We start from the raw sequence: 18,107 nt of genomic DNA on the forward strand, positions 1-18,107 counted from the left end.
GAGTCTGTGACCGACACGATCGATGTGACCGCCTTGCCCACGAGCCTTGATCAGCCGTACCGCGCGCGGCGGCAGAACTGGTGTAACCAGCTGGCTCGGCACGCGCTCATGCAACCCAACGCCACGGCGATCCGATATCTCGGGCGCAGCATTTCCTGGGGCGAGCTGCACCAGCGTGTGCAGTCACTCGCCGATGCGTTGTCTCGCCGCGGTGTCCGATTCGGGGACCGCGTACTCATTCTCATGCTCAACCGCCCCGAGTACGTCGAATCATGGCTGGCCATTAACGAACTCGGAGCCATCGCAATCCCGGTGAACTTCCGCATGACTCCCCCGGAGGTCGCATTCCTGGTCGAGAACAGTGGGGCCAAGGTGGCGATCACCGAGACGGTCCTGGCGCCGGTGGCCGCCGCGGTACGCCAACAGGTGCCAGCGCTGGAGACGGTCATTGTCGCCGGCTCGGAGTCTGAGGATGGTGTTCTCGGATACGAGGAGGTCATTGCCGAGGAAGGCGAAGCCCATGCTGAGGTGGATCTGCCCGGCGATTCTCCCGCACTCATCATGTACACCTCGGGAACAACGGGCCGCCCCAAGGGGGCAGTGCTGACCCATCTCAATCTGTCCGGACAGGCGATGACCTACCTGCTGAGCACCACGGTCGACCTGAATTCGGATGTGGGATTCATCGGCGTCCCCATGTTCCACATCGCAGGCGTGGGGAACATGATCACCGGATTGCTGTTGGGCTTGCCCACGGTCATTCACCCCCTCGGCGCTTTTGATCCGGGGGCCCTGCTGGACGTTCTGGAGTCCGAGGGCGTCACCGGGATCTTCCTGGTTCCGGCGCAGTGGCAGGCCGTCTGTGCGGCACAGCGAGCAAACCCACGCAAGGTCAAGCTCAAGACGCTCTCCTGGGGAGCGGCCCCTGCCAGCGATGTGTTGCTGCGGGCGATGTCCGAGACGTTCCCCGAGGCGAGAATTCTGGCCGCGTTCGGGCAGACCGAGATGTCGCCGGTTACCTGCATGCTCATGGGGGAAGACGCGATCCGGAAGATGGGCTCCGTCGGCCGGGTGATTCCGACGGTTGCCGCGCGTGTGGTGGACGACAACATGAACGATGTGCCGGTCGGTGACGTCGGGGAGATCGTCTACCGGGCGCCGACGCTGATGCAGGGTTACTGGGACAACCCGGAGGCGACCGCCGATGCGTTCACGGGCGGCTGGTTCCACTCCGGCGACCTGGTGCGTCAGGACGCGGACGGTTTCGTCTGGGTGGTCGACCGCAAGAAGGACATGATCATCTCCGGCGGCGAGAACATCTACTGCGCCGAGGTGGAGAACGTTCTGGCCGAGCATGAGCAGATCACTGAGGTGGCTGTCATCGGCAGGCCGCATGAGAAGTGGGGCGAGGTGCCGGTCGCGGTGGCGGCCATCCACGGAGAGGCGCTGACCATCGACGATCTCGATGGTTTTCTCACCGAGCGGCTGGCCCGTTACAAGCATCCCAAGGATCTCGTGGTCGTGGACGCGCTACCGCGCAACCCGTCGGGCAAGGTCCTGAAGACTGAGCTGCGCAAGCAGTTCGGTGGCAGCTGATAGCAAACATGAATCTGGATTCAGAAAAGTTTGGTAAAGCGTAATACGCAGAACTGTACGTGATGTACATTCCTGTAATCGTCGTCACATCAGGGGGTTGGTGTGACCGAACCTGTAGATATGTGCAGGCCACGTTTGCTGACGAAAGGGACTTGATGATGTCTCGGACGTGGTGGCGCCGCGCCGACGTGTGTCCAGATGCCCAAGGAGGTCTGTGTGCCGAACTCCTTTGAGACCGACGGCCGCGGTCCCTCGGACCGCCAGCTCCTCCTGTGTGGCGTGGCGATCGCCCTGGTGGCCGCCCTGATAGGCACCGCCTTGGTCATCAAGTCGACCGGCCGGTTCAACAACTACGTGCGTGTGGTGGCGGAACTCACGAACGTAGGAGACGGTCTTCCCGCGAAGTCGGACGTCAAATTCCAGGGCGTACTCGTGGGTTCGGTCAATGATCTGACCCCCTCGCAGCGCGGTAGGCCCAATGTCGTGCACATCGATCTGAAACCCGACCTGGCGCCTACGATTCCACGGTCGGTCACCGCCCGGGTGGTCCCCAGTAACGTCTTCGCGGTCTCCTCGGTGGAACTGGTGGACCACGGTCCCGGTGCGGCGATCACCAATGGAACCGTTATCGGCGAGGACACCGAGCTCCCGACTGTGCTGTTCCAGACGACCATCAGCAAGCTGCGCGACATTCTTCTGGCCAACGGGCGTGGCCGCGATGACGATTCCGTGGGTATCTTCGCCGTCATCGCTGCGGCGACGGAGGGCCGGCGTGCGACTCTGCTGAATGCGGCAGGCCAACTGACCCGGATCATTGACCAGCTCAACGACATTGTCGCAACGGACACAGGCCCGTCGACCCTGTCTGCGCTCCTCGATGCGACCAAGGGGCTGCAGACGACCGCTCCGGAGCTCGTCGATGCGCTGCATCAGGCGGTCAAGCCCATGCAGACGCTGGCCGACAAGCGGGACCAATTACAGACTCTGCTCAACGCCGGACTACACACCACCGGTACCGTCCGGCAGTCATTGGACAACCAGACCGACCGGATGATCGACATCACCACCAAGCTGACGCCGGTAGTCGGTGTGCTCGCCCAGAACTCCGTGCACTTCCTGCCAATTGCGGCACGACTGAAGGTGTTCTCCGACAAGTTCTTCAGTGAAGTGTGGGATCCGGAAAGGGACGTCGTCAACATTCGGGGAAATCTCTCCTTCACGCCGTCGACGATGTACACCCGTGCCGACTGCCCGCGATACGGGGAGCTGAAGGGCCCGAGCTGCTTCACCGCACCCGAGCTAGTGGTGCGCCCTGACCTCCCCGAAGTGCTGCTGCCGCAGAACTTCAAGCCACCGCCCGATCTGGCCCCGCCGCCGGGAACCGAGGTTGGGCCGGATGGGAATCTGGTCGTCACCGGGCCGCCGCTGCACAATCCGTCCCCGAACTTGCAGGACCCCAATCCCCCGTTGCCGTGGTGGCAGCCCAATCCGTCGCCGCGTGTTCCCGGCACCGCTGACCCTGATGACGCCGAACCGCCGCCGCTGCCCGGTGCCCCCGCCGCTACCGCGCCGGCGTCATTCGGCGGCGCGGTCGGGCCCATCGGTAGCACGACCGAACGCGAGCAACTGGGCATGATCACCGGCAGTACGCCGACCTCGTCGACCCAGCTGCTGTTGGGGCCGGTCGCACGCGGTACTAAACCCGTTGTTGCCCAACAGGTCCGATCGGGGAGTCCGCGATGAAATTTCGTGGACCATTGATTGGGCTGTCGGTGTTCATGGTGATCGCGGTGGCGATGACGTGGCTGGTGTACGCCACCTTGCGCCGCGAGGTCGCGGGATCGACCTACGGTTATGCCGCGATGTTCACCGACGTCACCGGGTTGCGCGACGGGGATGACGTGCGCGTGGCGGGCGTTCGGGTCGGTCGCGTCGAATCGGTTGCGATCGACGGCGACTTGGCAAAGGTGGAGTTCCGGGTACAGACCGAGCAACCGTTGTACGGCAACACGATTGCGACGATCACGTACCAGAACATCGTTGGCCAGCGTTACCTGGGCCTGTCCCTGGGCAAGACGGGCGGCACAGATCGGCTCAAGCCGGGCAGCGTGATTCCGGTGGAGCAGACGGAGCCGTCCTTCGACATCGGCATGCTGCTACACGGATTCGAACCCCTTTTCAGTGTCCTCGATCCCACACAGGTCGACAACCTGACCGATGGTGTCGTCAAGTCCCTGCAGGGAGATAGCGGATCGATCGTCGGGCTGGTGGAGCAGACATCGCAACTCACCGAGACGTTCGCGGGCCGGGACCAGGTTCTCGACGATGTGATCACCAATCTCAATGGCCTGACGAAAACCCTTGCCGGACAAAATAAAAATCTTGATAGCGTGTTAACGCATACGCGTGAGATGGTGGCGATTCTCGATGGCCGGCGTGCGGCATTGGTGGATTCGATCGGTTCGACGGGTTTCGCGGTGCGGCGGTTGTCGAAAATCTCGGACGCGGTGTATCCGCAGCTCAACCAAATGCTGTACCGGGAGCCTGGATTCGTTAGTCACCTGAACGCCGTCGAACCCCAACTTGCCTTTACCGGTGCCAATCTGCCGCTGCTTCTGAAGGGCGTCGCGCGAACCACCCAAGAGGGCGCGTTCATCAACGGATACGTCTGCGATCTCAACATCACCGGGTTCTTCCCCGGACTCAACGATGTCGTTCCGATCATCGTGAATGCCGCCACCCCCGGTAACAAGGCCCAATACACTCCGAAATGCAGGAACCTGGCAGATGGATAAACCTACAGTGTGGCAACGTATTTCGCGACGCCCTGTCGAGACGTATAACAAGATCTGGTTGGGTGCGATAGCGCTCGCGGTGATCGGTTCGCTGGTGGGGGCGATGCTGCTGGTGAAGGCGATCGGCATCGGTTACAGCCACTACACCGGGGAGTTCTTACAGGCGGCGTCGCTGCAGCCGGGGGCCAATGTGTCGTATGCGGGGGTCCCGGTGGGTAACGTCACGAGTGTCGAGCTGGCGGGCGACCACATCGAGGTCGGCATGCGGGTCCGTGACGACATCACTTTGCGTAAGGACGCCAAAGCGTCGATCAAGATCACCACGATTCTCGGCAATCAGTACGTGGAGTTGCGCAACGGCGGTGAGGGTGTCCTGCCCGACCGTCGAATCGATCTTGCGCACACCGACGTTCCGTACGACCTACAGGCCACGCTCCAGGATGCGACGTCCACTTTCGAACAGGTAGACGCGGACAAGATCGCGGAGTCGGTGGCGATACTGGGTAAACAGCTCGAGGGCTTGCCCGCCGTACTGCCGCAGGCCATGGAGAACATTCAGACGCTCTCGTCGGTGATATCGCATCGCCGAGATCAGATAGGCACGCTGCTGGCCAGCACCGAGTTGGTGTCGGGCACCCTCTACCGGCAACAGGGCGATATCGGCAAACTGATCATTCAGGGCCGTGATCTGCTCGGCGAGTTCGTGTCTCGGCAAGCGAGTTTCCACTCCATGATGCGTGCGGTGACCGAGCTGACGAACTTCCTGAGCAAGGTTGTGGTCAAGGACAGGCGCGCGGTCGATGCGCTCATCGCCGATGTGAAGACCTTCAGCAATTTGATCGGCGGCCATGATGACTTGTTCCGGAGCATCTTGCAGGTGACGGCCGTCGCGGCCCGAAACTTCACCAATCTCACGGGTTACGGAAACGCGCTCGAGCTGAGCGCACCTGGTGGCCTCGCGGTGGATTCGTGGATGTGCGCGATCAGTGGACGGGCCAAGCAGTTCAATATGATCCCGTACTTCAAGGACTGCCAATGAGCACGCCGATAAGCGCGCGGACGCGGAGAATCGTCTGGATCGCAGGGGCACTAGCGGTAGTGGTCGCTGTCGTGGTGGTCGCCGTCGGGTGGACTTATCTACGGGAGCGGAGCAACAGGCTCACCATCACGGCCCAGTTCGAGTCGGTATCAGGCCTGTACCCCGACAACAAGATATCGGTGCTCGGTATGCCGATCGGCAAGGTCACGAAGATTACGTCGCGTGGTACCTATATGGAAGTTGAGTTCACTGTCGATTCGAAGATCAAGGTGCCGGCCGACGCCAAGGCCGTCACGGTGTCGACCTCGATTCTCACCGACCGTCACATCGAACTGACACCCGTTTATCGCGGGGGGCCGACGCTCAAGAACGGGGACGTCATCGGGCTGGACCGTACGAAGACACCGGTGGAGTTTGATCGGGTGCTGGCCATGATCGACCGGCTCTCCAAGGCGATGAAGGGCGACGGTAAGGGTGGCGGGCCACTGGCGGATGTCGTAAACAACAGCGCCAATGCGCTGTCGGGAAACGGTGAGTTGATGAGGGCCTCTCTGGACGAGTTGTCCAAGGCACTCCGGCTGAGCGCCGACGGCGGTGCGATGACTCGCGATCAGCTGACCAAGATCATTACCCGTCTCAGTTCGCTCTTCGACGCTGCGGCACGTAATGACCAGAACATCCGGGAGTTCTCCTCCCAGGTGCGACAGCTATCCCAAGTGCTTGATCAGGAGCAGCTGGGATCGGGCACCACCGGTAAACAGCTGAATAATATTCTGCTGCAAGCCGGTTCGCTGCTAGAGCAGAATCGCGATGCCATTAAGCAATCGGTCGGTAACTCCAACCAAATTGCACAGGCGGTATACGACAACCGGCGAGAGTTGTCGGAAGGGTTCGACCTGCTTCCGCTGATGGCGGATAACGTCTACAACATCGTCGACCCGATTAACAACGTAGTGCGCGCCCATGTGCCGGCGGACAGGTTGTTGTTCGACACCCAGGCCGCCAAGGAGATCTGCAATCTCATGGGTCTGCGCCAACTGGGATGCAGCACAGGCACCTTGCAGGACTACGGACCCGATTTCGGATTGACGTATGTCCTCGATGGTCTCGCGGCGATGGGACAGAAATGAACAGATGGCAAAGGTCCGCGGCGCCCGTGGTGGTTCTTGCTGTGCTGCTGACGAGCGGCTGCGGCACTAATGGTCTTGCCAGCCTTCCCCTTCCGGCTCCGGGCCTGACGGGTGGGACTTATGGCCTGACAGCAGTGTTCACCAACATTCTGAACCTGCCGTCGCGCGCCAAGGTGAAACTGGGCGGCGCCGACGTCGGCGAGGTCGACTCCATGAGCACCACCAACTACACCGCGGTGGTCACGATGCGGATCCGTTCAGATGTGGAGATTCCTAAGGGGACCACCGTGGAGCTGCGCACCGCGACGCCGCTGGGCGACGTCTTCGTCGCGCTGAAACCGCCGCGCCCCGCAGAATCCAACGCGCCCCTCCTGCGCGACGGGGACACGATTGGTCTGGATTCGACCACTGCCGCTGCGACGGTGGAGGCGGTGCTGAGTTCGGCGGCCATCATCGTCAACGGTGGTGCGGTACGCAATCTCACCGGCACCGTCAACGGCCTTGGCCGCGCCACCGGGCCCAACGGCGCGGCTTTCGGCGATCTGCTCGGAAAGTCGAACCGGCTACTGGGCACACTCAACTCCCGGTCCGGCCAGCTGGATTCCGCGCTGCGGGACACTGCACAGCTTGCGGCGGAAATGAATACGCGGCACGAAACGCTCTCGGAGCTATTGGCCGCCGCCGCGCCGGCTACGGACACCCTGTCTGCCAATGCATCTCATATCGCGGATCTGGCCGACCAGGTAGGTGCGGTGACCAAGCAGCTCTCCAAGTTCCCCTCGATCGCGGGTACCGACACCAGCGGCCGCAGCGTCATCGCCGATTTCAACACCCTGGCCGGTTCATTCAATGACATCGCGGTCAGTCCCGATACCAGCCTTGCCGCGCTCAATCGGCTGATGCCTCCCATCATCAAGATCATGGCGGGCTCGGCATTCGCAGCCCGGGTATCGATCGACAGACTGGTGCTGGGCTCGATACCCGATATCGGCTACCAGGGCGATCCGGGGCTGCATGGCCCGAAGCGCTATGACTGGGCCAAATTGGTCGGATCGTTCAAATACACCCTGTGGCGCCTGCAGGAGCGTGTCGTGGGTAAAGGACCTGACGCTCCGGCAATCCCGGTGCGTCCGAGTCCGACCGAGCCCGGGGTCATCGAACCGGTACCGGGCGCTGTGCCCGTACCCCAGGGGCCGCCGCGATGATCACCGTATTGGCCAACACCGCGGTGGACGCCGTGAAGATGGGGCACCGCAACCGCATGTGGTTGTCAGGCTTCGCCCTTCTGGCCACCCTGGTGGTGGCGTGCACCTATCTCACGGTGGGCGCGTTACGCGCTAGGGCATTTGCCTCGACCTATGAGGTGTCGATCGAGCTGCCGGAGTCCGGTGGTTTGATCCCCAACCAGGATGTGGCGCTGCGCGGCATGCGGATTGGCCGGGTGGACTCGGTGACGCCATCGCCTCGTGGACCGGTCGCGGTGATTCATATCGAATCCGACGTGAAAATTCCGGTGGGGAGTCCGGTACGAGTGTCCGGTCTTTCTCCGGCAGGCGAGCAGTACGTCGACTTCGCGCCGCTGACGACCACCGGTCCGTACCTGGACAATGGCAGTGTGATCGCCCGCGGTCAGGCGACGGTTCCGGTATCGCTGTCGAAGCTGCTTGCCAATGCCGATGGTGCTCTTGCACAGGCGGATACGCAGAAATTGGAGATCATCAAGAAGGAACTCCATCTCTCGCGCGAGGCGCCGCGCAAGATGACCGATATCATCGATGGCGGCGTATTCCTACTGTCGACCCTGGATTCCGTTCTTCCGGAGACGGTCAGCATTCTCAAGAAGAGCCGTGTGACGTTGTCCTCATTCGCGGAGATGAACAACGGCCTCGCCACCACCACACAGGGCCTGAATCGGTCCCTGAACGGCGTGGCCCGAATGGATGGCGGCTTTCGCACGCTGATCGACAGGGTGCCGGGGCCGTTGGCCACCACCGACGCCGTGTTCGCCGACAACTCCGACAACATGGCGCAGCTGCTGGGAAACCTCACCACCGTGGCGCAGCTGTCCTACGTTCGCGTTCCGGCGCTCAACGCGCTGTTCCCCGCGTATCGCGGATCGGTGATCGAGGCGGTGGGCAATACCTTTTATGACCATGGTGTTTGGGCCACCGCCGATATCTATCCGCGCTACACCTGTGATTATGGATATCCGCGTACTGCGGTATCGGCCGCCGATTACCCCGAACCTTTCCTGTATGCGGGCTACTGCCGAGATGACGACCCTGCGGTGCTGGTGCGCGGAGCCAAGAATGCGCCGAGACCGGCCGATGACGATACCGCCGGTCCCCCCAAGGGAGCCGATTTGGGTAAGGTAGCCGACCCGACTCCGAAGGGACGCTTCACCATTCCCACGCCGTACGGCGGACCGACGCTTCCGATCGAGCCACCGAAGTAGACCGGCTAGCTGAATCCCAGCCAGCTGGGCAGTGCCCGGCCGACACCGCCCGCGGCATCGCACAGGGTGTAGGTGGTATCGCAATTGCCTTTGGGGGAGCCGTATCCCGCCCACATGCCGCCGGCATCGCGGCGCAGCACGATGGCCGAGGAGCTGCCCCCGTCAAGGGCGATGGCCTTGTCGACTCCCAGTCCGCGGTAGAGGTCCTGGAGGTTGTCGGGGGTGTAGCTGCCGCCCTGGAAGACCATAAGTTCGTCGGTGGCCGACTTGTAGCCAAGCGCGGTACGGGCGGCAGCGGGGCCCGGGTCATTCAGCTGCTCGGTGAATCCTGGAAGCAAGAGCTTCAACCCGCTTACCGCGACGAACTGAACTCCCTTGTCCATCAAGCCTTCTAGGGGAGCCGTGGCGTACCCGTAGTCCTTGGGCCCTACGGAGGCGATGACCTCCGGTGCTGATCCTGGGGAAAAGACCATGGTGGCCAACGCCGTCCAGACTTCATCGCCCCCGGAGAGTGCCTGCTTGCCCGCGTACACTCGCGTTCCGGTGACCTGCTTGTTGTAGTCGGCACTGCCGTTGGCGGTATCGACATACGCGCCCAGCGGCGAGGTGCATCCAGTGCTCTTCCAGTTGCCGCCCTGCTGGCCCCGGACGTCGAAGAAATTGGCGTTGATGATGAACGTGGGCTTGCCCATGGTCACCCAGGCCGCCATCGGCTTGTATGTTTCGGAGGCCTGCCACAGGCCCTCGGCCGTACGGGCGCGTGCATCGCGTTCGCACCGGGACTGATAGCCGGAATGGGTGTCCACCAAGAGGTTTGCGCGCAGTCGCGACGAGGCGCTCTTGATGACCATGAGGTGGCCGCCATTGTCCAGCGTGTACTCGTTGCCCGCGGCGTTACGGAAGGGGGCCGGGTTGCCGCCGCCGAAGTTGTAGACCAGGAAGGTGCCCTTGGTGTTGGCGATGGCCGCGAGCACCGCATCGTGGGCAGCCTCGGCCCGGGCGGTGTTGTGGGTGGGAATGGGCAGTGCCGCCATCAGCATCATGCCGAAGGCTGCGGTGATCAGGCGACGTCCGGAACCTGCTCGCGGCAGACGCGAAAAGCGTGAAACGCCCACGGCGGTCCCTCCTGTGACGATCTTGAATAGTCAACGATAATCACAGCAGCAACACAGTCAACTTGGGTAACAAGTGGGGATCGATCGGACGTCGGCAGCGTCGCGACGGGTGCGCTAACCACCCAAGCGGGTGTGCATCTCCCATACGAGTATTTCGGCGTCGGTCGTCGCGGTGACCCGCGCCGCGCCGGTGTCGGTGAGCCGCACGGCGTCCCCCTCGATGAGCTCGCCGGCCCCCTCGAGGGCCACGGCGCCGCGAGCGACGAAGAGATGTACGAACGGCGCCGCCGGAAGCTCGACGCTGTCCCCGGCGGGGATGCGCGCCGCGTGCAACGCAGCGTTCTTCTGGGCGATGGTGATCGCCGTCTGATCCCGGTGCCGTGGCATCCCAGAGGCAACGGTCACCAGCCCGCCGTTGAGTAGTTCGTCGTCGATCTCCTGCTGTTGATACCCGGGATCAATCCCCGAGTCATCGGGCGTCACCCACATCTGGACAAATCGCACCGGGTCGGAGTGACGCTCGCCGGACAGCCGCCAGGAGTCGTTCTTCTCCGAGTGCAGGATGCCGGAGCCTGCCGACATTCGTTGTGCCAGACCGGGATATATTACTCCGGCGTTGCCCTCGGAATCCTGATGCACCAGCGATCCCCGGAGCACCCAAGTGACGATCTCCATATCTCGATGAGGATGCGTCTCGAACCCGGCACCGGGCAGCACGATGTCGTCGTTATTGACCAGCAGCAGTCCGTGATGGGTGTTGTGTGGGTCGTAGTGCTCCCCGAAGGAAAAAGAGTGCTTGGAATCCAGCCACGAGATCTTGGTCGCGAGCCGCTCGCTGGCACGCCGGACGTCGATAGCCATATACCGACAGTAACGCCACGCAGAGAATCGAGGGAATCGTCTGCGTGGCGTTACTGTCGGTGAAAGTTCCGGCTTACCAGTCGGCTTGGGTGTACTTGATGACGCCGCGGATATTCTTGCCGTCGAGCATGTCCTGATAGCCGTCGTTGATCTGCTCCAGGCTGTATGTGCTGGTGACCATCTCGTCGATCTTGAGCAGGCCCTGCTTGTACAGGCCGACCAGACGCGGGGTCTCGGTATGGGTGGTCCCGCCACCAAAGATGTTGCCCTTCAAGGTCTTCTGCAACATCGTGAAGAGGAACAGATTGAACTTGACGTCCACGTCGACCATCGCGCCCATGCCCGTCACCACGCAGGTTCCGGTCTTGGCGGTCAGCAGCATGGCCTCTTCGATCATCTCGCCGCGCATCTCACCCACGGTGATGATGGTCTTCTGTGCCATGATGCCCCAGGTCAGGTCCATGATGGGCAGCAGTGCCTCGGCCATCGTCGGGAACGCATGGGTGGCACCGAACTTGAGGGCCTGTTCGCGCTTCCACGGCACCGGATCGATTGCGATGACCCGCCGGGCGCCGGAGACGACGGCACCCTGCAGGGCGCTCATGCCGATACCGCCGATACCGACGATGATGACGTCTTCACCGGGCTTGACCTCGGCGATGTTGGTAGACGAGCCGAAGCCGGTGGGCACGGCGCAGCCGAGCAGCGCAGCCGACTCGAAGGGCACGTCGTCGTCGATCTTGACCACGGAGTCTTCGTGCACCACCGCGTACGGCGAGAAGGTGCCGAGCAGGTTCATCGCGGAGACGGGGGTATCGCCCGCGTGGATGCGGTTGGTGCCGTCGGCAATAGCCTTGCCGCTCAGCAGGATTGCGCCCCGGTCGCATAGCGATCGGTAGCCGCGCAGACAGGGCTGACACTTACCGCAGGCCGGGATGAACGCGAAGATGACGTGGTCGCCCTCCTGGACGGAGGTGACGCCCTTGCCCACCTTGGTGACGACGCCCGCGCCCTCGTGGCCGGGGAGTACCGGCAGCTCCATCGGGGTGGCGCCGGTCAGCACGTGGTAGTCGGAGTGGCACATGCCGGCCGCGTGCAATTGGACCTGAACTTCGCCCTCGGCCGGATCACCGAAGGTGATCTCTTCGACGACGATCGGCTTGTTGTGCTCGCGAATCAGCGCGCCTTTTGTCTTCATTGACTGGCTAGTCCTTCCAAATACACGTGAACCAGATCACTCTCGTGGACGAGGATAGCGGCTTTACGGGAAAAGTGAAACGCGTTCTAAAAGTGCGTGGTCAACGGCACAAGAGTGCCTCTGACGACTACCTATGCACGATGATGAGGTCTTGTGTTAAGCGGGCCTAGTCAGGAGACCCCCGCGTCGTGGCTATCCCAGTACTTCTGGCGGAGCACGCGCTTGAGGATCTTGCCCGCACCCGACAACGGGAGCTCGTCCACGAACTCGAAGCTGCGCGGCACCTTGTAGTTGGCGATGTGCTCGCGGCAGTGCTCTTGGAGGTCCTCGCCGCGGCACTCGGATTGCGTCTGTGTGACGACGACGGCGTGCACGCGCTCACCCCATCGTTCGTCGGGGACTCCGATCACCGCGCACGCCGCCACCGCCGGATGCTTGGCCAGCGCGTTCTCCACCTCGGCCGAATAGACGTTCTCGCCGCCGGTCACCACCATGTCCTTGATGCGGTCGACGATGTAGACATACCCACGTTCGTCCATCCGCCCGGCGTCGCCGGTGTGCATCCACCCGTTCCGCGCGGCGGCCGCCGACTCGTCGGGCAGCTCCCAGTAGCCGAGCATGACGTTGTCGCCCTTGACGACCACTTCGCCGATCTCGCCGCGCGGGACTTCGTTGTCGGTGTCACCGCTGGAGTCGACGATCATCACCTCGCAATGCGGGGCCGCGCGGCCTGCCGACCGCAGCAGTGCGGGATCGTCATGATCGTCGGGAAGCAGCAGCGTCGCCACGGGAGACACTTCGGTCATGCCGTAGGCCTGGGTGAACCGTGCGTTGGGGAACACATGTTTGGCGCGCTGCAGTACCGCCTCGGAGATGACGGAGGCGCCATAGATGATTCCGCGGATACCGCTGAGGTCGAGCTGTGCAGCCGCTGGATGATCGACCAGCATCTGAATCATGGTGGGCACCAACAGCATGTCCTGAACGTCGTGTCCGACGATGGCATCCAGCACCCCCTGCGGAGTGAATGACGGGATGATCACGTGCGTGGAACCCGATAGATTCCCCGCCAGGACGGCACTGAAGTCGGCCATGTGGAACATCGGCGCCGAGTGCAGCAACCGGCCGTCGCGGGTGAGGAAGTTTCCGGTGGACAGCGACCCCATGGCCGAGGTCAGCACATTGTCATGAGACAGCATGACGCCCTTGGGATTTCCCGTAGTTCCGCCGGTGTAGAAGACGCCCAGCAAACTGGGGCCGCCGGTGCGGGCGTCCGCGGCGGGCTCGTGTGTGGCAAGGAGGTCCTCGTACCCCAGCATATCTTCGGGTGTCGGACCGTCGCCGCAGTAAATGACGGTGTCCAGGCATGAACATGCCGCGCGTAGCGGTGCGGAGGCGGCCTTGAATGCGTCGTCCACGAGTAACACGCGGGTTCCGGACTCACGTAGGGAGTAGCCGATCTCGGCAAGGCTCCAGCGGATGTTGACGGCGTTCAGCGCAGCCCCCAACCACGGCACCGCGGTGAGGTATTCGACGTAGCGGTCGGAGTTCAGCGAGAGCATGCCGACTCGGTCGCCCGGCTGGACGCCGACAGCTCGAAGCGCCCCGGCCAACCGGGCGACACGGTCCGCGAACTGCTCCACGGTGCGTTCCCGGCCCTGGTAGATCGTGATGGGGCGGTTCGGGTCCTGCTGCAGGGCGCGGTGCAGCCACTGGGTGAATTGCATATTCCAATCCTGCCGTCCGGAACTGTCTCGGGTGTGGGATTCATCGAGCTAACAGGCAATCTCCAGTGTCCGGGTACGATGCACCGAGGGGCAACGGGTGACAAAGGGGGGAATTGTGTCTGAGAGTCTGCTGATGGTGTCGGGTGTTGCTCTCTTCGTGCTGGTCTTCGCGGGGGTATGGTTCCTCTCGTCCCGGATGCGTAAGAAGCGAATCGCCATCCTCACCGCCTGGGCCCGGGCGCATGATTGGACGTACACCGCCGATGATCAGAGCCTGCTGGCGTTGTCTCACGATGAGCCTTTCGGCCAGGGGCACAGCCGCACCACTCGGGACGCCTTCAACGGAAGCATCAACGGGCGCGAGTTCGTGTCCTTTGAGTACTTCTACAAGGTGACCACCGGTTCAGGTGACGATCGAACCACTGAGACCTATTACTACATGGTGACCTGCATCGTCACGCCACCGTCGCCGTATCGTCTGGAGATCAAGCCCGAGGGTGTACTCGCGGGACTGGCTCGTGCCGTGGGGTTTACGGATCTGGAGTTCGAATCCGACGAGTTCAACAAGCGGTTCAATGTCAAGGCCAATCCGGAGCGGTTTGCCTACGACGTGATCAATCCGCGGACCATGGAACGGATGTTGACCGACCAAAGGTATTCGCAGCCTTTGTGATTCGAGAACGGGAGACTGCTGACCTGGCGTCGCGGCAAGCTCGACGAGCAGAGGATCGCCAGAGAGGTGCAATACCTGATCGATACCGTCGAACCCGTCCCGGAGTATGCGTGGGAACAACACTAGGAGAAGGAAAATGACCCCACTTCTGATCGTGATCATCGTCGCGGTGTTCTTCGCGCTGATAGTCGGACTCTGGCTCCTGACCACGTACAACGGATTCATCAGAATCCGCAATCTGGTCCAGGAGGCATGGAAACAGATTGACGTAGAACTGCAGCGGCGTCATGACCTCATTCCCAACCTCATCGAAACTGCTAGCGCGGCAGCGCAGTTCGAGCGGGGTACGCTGCAGCAGGTGACTGCAGCGCGCAACCTTGCCCGCGACGCGGCTGCCACGCATCAGGGCGTCTCGGCGCAGGCTCAGGCCGAGCAGCAGCTCTCCGGAGCGCTGGGGAGGTTCTTCGCCATCGCCGAGAGCTACCCACAGCTGCAGTCGATTCAGAACTTCGTAGCGCTGCAGGGCGAACTTGCCAACACCGAAGACCGCATCGCCGCGGGCCGCCGGTTCTATAACGGCAACGTGCGTGCGCTCAACACGAAGGTGCAGACGGTGCCGTCGAACCTGGTCGCGAAGTGGTTTGGGTTCACCGAGGCCGAATACTTCGATTTGGACGATCCGGCGGCGCGGGCGGTGCCGAACATCCGTGGAGCCTTCGACCGCCTGAATCCGCCACCGCAGCAGTAGATGAGCACGCTGTTCGGCCTGCTGAGCCTGTGCGCGGTGGTGGCGGCTTTCGGTGGACTGGCACTGCTGGGCGTCTGGCTGTTCAGAACGGCTCGGCGAAACCGCCAGCGGCGCTCGGCGTTGCTGTGGTCGTTTGCCGCCGGTCGAGGGTGGAGTTTCGTCGAAAGTGAGCCCGGCCTGGTCGGGCTTTCGCCGCGCGCGCCATTTGGCATGGGGCACGGTCGATTAGCGACGGATGTGATCCGCGGTGTGCTGGACGGTGTGGCATTCGTGTCATTCACCTACACGTTCCGTACGGGCGACTCCTCCGACAACTCCGAAACCGTCCACTGCGTGATGGTGACGTGCATCCGTACGCCGCCATCGCCGAACATGCTGTTGGTGACACCCGAGGGGCCGTTCTCCACACTGTTCGACGTGGTGGGTTTGGGAGACCTCAAGCTCGAATCGGAGGATTTCAACAGTCGTTTCCAAGTCCGCACCACCAATGATCGGTTCGCCTACGACGTTCTGAACCCCACCACGATGCACCGCATGCTCACCGACAGGCGATTTGTGCTGCCGCTGCGATTCGACAACTCCAACCTCTTCACCTGGCGCGGTGGAGTGCTGAAACCAGAATGGGTGGAGCCGCACGCCCGCTATCTGATCGACGTCCTTGCTGAGGTGCCGCCGTACGCCTGGGAGCGTCGATGAGTTTCGAACGCGGGAACAGTCGGTATCGGTGAACGGTGGAAACGCCACCGTTCTGCCGGTAGGAGCCCCGATGTCCCGCATGCTGTTCGTCAATATTCCCGTCGCCAATGCCGCGGCAAGCCGCAAGTTCTTCGATCACCTGGGCTTCTCCTTCAACGACCAATTCTGTGACGAGAACACCCTCTGTATGGCGATCAACGAGCAGAGCTGGGTGATGATGCTGGAGGAGGACCGCTTCCGCGGTTTCATCGCCGATGACATCGCCGACACGTCAAAGAATCGCGAAGTACTGCTCTGCGTTTCGGCTGATAGCCGGGAAGGGGTGGACGAGCTGACCGATGCGGCGCTTGCCGCGGGCGGGGTGGATTGGATGCCGGCACAGGAGCTGGGCTTCATGTACGGACGCTCATTTCGCGACCTGGACGGACATGCGTGGGAGGTCAGCTGGATGGACCCGGCACACCTGCAGTAGCTACGCACGATCTGTGCCGCCTTACGTAGAGTCGCTCTTTAGGGTCACAGGGGCCCGCTCTACGTAAGGCTCACATGACACACAGGATTTTCGGGATCCCTGCCGCTGTCGCGGTGCTTATGGTCGGTGGTGGCGTCGCCGCGGCGCCCGCATACGCGACCGATACCTTTACGCCCGGATCGCCCAACGGCATTGACAGTTACTTTCCGCAAGATGGCAACGGCGGCTATCGCGTGACCCAGTACGACCTGACACTGCGGTTCGACCCAGAGAGCACCGATGTGAACGGCACGATGGTGATCCGGGCTGCCGCCACCCAGAACCTGTCCAGCTTCAGCCTGGACTTCTCGGATCTGGGAACGGTGACGGCGTCCGTGGACGGCCGGCCGGCCGCTACCGAATTCAGCGGTGAGCACGAAATGACCGTCACCCCGGAAAAGGGCATTCGGGGCGGAAGCTCCTTCACCGCCACGATCACCTACGCGTTCAATGAGCAGCAGGAGGCGCAGGAACGTGATCTTGGCGCGCTGCCCGGCTGGGTTCGCAGCACCAGCGGCGGGTACGCCAAGGGCGGCGAGCCCGACGGAGCCGAGAACTGGTACCCGTCGAACAACACCCCGGTGAACAAGGCCCCGTTCAAGCTCACGGCGACCGTTCCGTCCTCATGGACCGCCGTGGCAGGCGGCCGGGAAGGCAAGGCCACCGAGTCGGGCGGCTGGACCACCACCACCTGGAATGAGCCGAATCCCGTTGCCATGTATCTCGTTCCGTTTGCCGTGGATCACTTCTCGGTCTTCCGGTCCACGTTGCCCAGCGGCACCCCTGTGGTGAGCGCGTTTGCGCCCGATGCCGGTTCGGGGGATTCCGAGGCGCGCCTGCCGGAGATACTCACGTTCCTGGAATCCAAGCTCGGGAAGTACCCGCACGTGGCGGCCGGAGGCATCTTCGCCGACCCGATCCGCGAGGACATCGCCTTTAGCGCTTTGGAAACTCAGACCCGTCCGTACTACACCTTCAGTCGCGACACCGAAGAGCCAGACCGCCTCTCGACGATCGTGCACGAAAACACCCATGAGTGGTACGGCGATGTGGTGTCGGTCGAGCAGTGGCGCGATATCTGTCTCAACGAGTGCTTCGCCTCCTATCTGCCCTGGATGTGGTCGGAGGAAAAGGAAGGCAAGTCCATCGACGAGCGCTACCGCAAGACCGTGGAAAAGATCTGGGATGAGGACAAGGTCTGGGGGAACCTGCTCTACGACATGTGCCCGGGTGGCGCCGAATGCAGCGCCGGTGAGGTCTTCAATCCGCTGGGTGTGTACGGCAAGGGTCCGTTAGCGCTGCACGCCCTGCGACGCACCATCGGGGACAAAGCGTTCCTGGAGATCCTGCGGTCATGGCCGTCCGTGCACAAGTGGGGTAACGCCACCTGGCCGCAGTTCGAGGCGTATGTGCAGAAGGTCGCCGGCAAGGACTTGTCGGGATTCTTCACCGCCTGGTTCCACAGCGTGACCCGGCCCTCGGACCAGTACCTGTTCCCGGGGAGTCTTGCGCCGCGGTAGGCCGTCCAGTCGCCGAGACCGAGGTTGTGGCGCGAATATGCGA

15 protein-coding genes and 1 pseudogene are annotated in these 18,107 nt (G+C 62.6%); 12 read left to right on the forward strand and 4 right to left on the reverse strand.

Features of this window, described 5'->3' with window-relative positions; genetic code table 11:
• Positions 1-6 precede the first annotated feature (6 nt).
• The 7 genes from fadD5 (at position 7) to AC5Y5C_RS01960 (ending at position 9,015) form a co-directional block, all read left to right on the forward strand.
• Positions 7-1,596: a fatty-acid--CoA ligase FadD5 gene (fadD5, locus tag AC5Y5C_RS01930; protein WP_499968528.1), complete on the forward strand. Its 1,590-nt coding sequence runs from the start codon at positions 7-9 to the stop codon at positions 1,594-1,596.
• Positions 1,597-1,812: 216 nt separating this feature from the next.
• A complete protein-coding gene (locus AC5Y5C_RS01935) occupies positions 1,813-3,339 on the forward strand; it encodes an MlaD family protein (protein ID WP_499968530.1) in 1,527 nt (508 codons plus the stop codon).
• Entirely contained in the window at positions 3,336-4,391 is a 1,056-nt protein-coding gene (locus AC5Y5C_RS01940) for an MCE family protein (protein ID WP_499968532.1), read from the forward strand. The genes AC5Y5C_RS01935 and AC5Y5C_RS01940 overlap by 4 nt, the downstream gene beginning before the upstream one ends.
• Positions 4,384-5,430, forward strand: coding sequence for an MlaD family protein (locus AC5Y5C_RS01945; RefSeq protein WP_499968534.1), 1,047 nt, complete (start codon positions 4,384-4,386; stop codon positions 5,428-5,430). Before AC5Y5C_RS01940 ends, AC5Y5C_RS01945 begins: the two co-directional genes overlap by 8 nt.
• The gene (locus AC5Y5C_RS01950) at positions 5,427-6,560 is read left to right on the forward strand and encodes an MCE family protein (protein WP_499968535.1); all 1,134 of its coding nucleotides are present in this window, start codon (positions 5,427-5,429) and stop codon (positions 6,558-6,560) included. Before AC5Y5C_RS01945 ends, AC5Y5C_RS01950 begins: the two co-directional genes overlap by 4 nt.
• A complete protein-coding gene (locus AC5Y5C_RS01955; protein WP_499968537.1) occupies positions 6,557-7,765 on the forward strand; it encodes an MlaD family protein in 1,209 nt (402 codons plus the stop codon). The genes AC5Y5C_RS01950 and AC5Y5C_RS01955 overlap by 4 nt, the downstream gene beginning before the upstream one ends.
• Positions 7,762-9,015 (forward strand): MlaD family protein, encoded by a 1,254-nt coding sequence (locus tag AC5Y5C_RS01960; protein WP_499968539.1) that lies wholly within the window; start codon positions 7,762-7,764, stop codon positions 9,013-9,015. Before AC5Y5C_RS01955 ends, AC5Y5C_RS01960 begins: the two co-directional genes overlap by 4 nt.
• A 5-nt stretch (positions 9,016-9,020) precedes the next feature.
• Here the strand turns inward: AC5Y5C_RS01960 and AC5Y5C_RS01965 are convergent, their stop codons facing one another.
• The 4 genes from AC5Y5C_RS01965 to AC5Y5C_RS01980 all read right to left on the reverse strand — a co-directional run bounded on the left by AC5Y5C_RS01965 (position 9,021) and on the right by AC5Y5C_RS01980 (position 13,916).
• Positions 9,021-10,130, reverse strand: coding sequence for a phosphodiester glycosidase family protein (locus AC5Y5C_RS01965; protein ID WP_499968542.1), 1,110 nt, complete (start codon positions 10,128-10,130; stop codon positions 9,021-9,023).
• A gap of 114 nt (positions 10,131-10,244) precedes the next feature.
• A complete protein-coding gene (locus tag AC5Y5C_RS01970; protein ID WP_499968544.1) occupies positions 10,245-10,991 on the reverse strand; it encodes a pirin family protein in 747 nt (248 codons plus the stop codon).
• Between the two features lie 73 nt (positions 10,992-11,064).
• Positions 11,065-12,189, reverse strand: coding sequence for an NDMA-dependent alcohol dehydrogenase (locus AC5Y5C_RS01975; RefSeq protein ID WP_499968546.1), 1,125 nt, complete (start codon positions 12,187-12,189; stop codon positions 11,065-11,067).
• Positions 12,190-12,359: 170 nt separating this feature from the next.
• On the reverse strand, positions 12,360-13,916 hold the full coding sequence (locus AC5Y5C_RS01980) for a long-chain-fatty-acid--CoA ligase (protein WP_499968548.1): 1,557 nt from the start codon (positions 13,914-13,916) through the stop codon (positions 12,360-12,362).
• 133 nt (positions 13,917-14,049) lie between these two features.
• Between AC5Y5C_RS01980 and AC5Y5C_RS01985 the strand changes: the two are divergent.
• From AC5Y5C_RS01985 to AC5Y5C_RS02005, 5 genes and pseudogenes are all read left to right on the forward strand, one after another.
• Positions 14,050-14,715 (forward strand): annotated as a pseudogene (locus tag AC5Y5C_RS01985) (hypothetical protein).
• A 10-nt stretch (positions 14,716-14,725) separates the two neighbouring features.
• Positions 14,726-15,337: a LemA family protein gene (locus tag AC5Y5C_RS01990; RefSeq protein WP_499968550.1), complete on the forward strand. Its 612-nt coding sequence runs from the start codon at positions 14,726-14,728 to the stop codon at positions 15,335-15,337.
• Positions 15,338-16,033 carry a hypothetical protein gene (locus tag AC5Y5C_RS01995; protein WP_499968552.1) on the forward strand — a complete coding sequence of 232 codons (696 nt, stop codon included), beginning with the start codon at positions 15,338-15,340 and terminating at the stop codon, positions 16,031-16,033.
• 70 nt (positions 16,034-16,103) lie between these two features.
• Positions 16,104-16,505: a VOC family protein gene (locus tag AC5Y5C_RS02000; protein WP_499968554.1), complete on the forward strand. Its 402-nt coding sequence runs from the start codon at positions 16,104-16,106 to the stop codon at positions 16,503-16,505.
• A gap of 74 nt (positions 16,506-16,579) precedes the next feature.
• Positions 16,580-18,064, forward strand: coding sequence for a M1 family metallopeptidase (locus tag AC5Y5C_RS02005; protein ID WP_499968556.1), 1,485 nt, complete (start codon positions 16,580-16,582; stop codon positions 18,062-18,064).
• The last annotated feature ends 43 nt before the right edge of the window (positions 18,065-18,107 follow it).

It is taken from the genome of Mycobacterium sp. NGS15, from assembly GCF_059813245.1.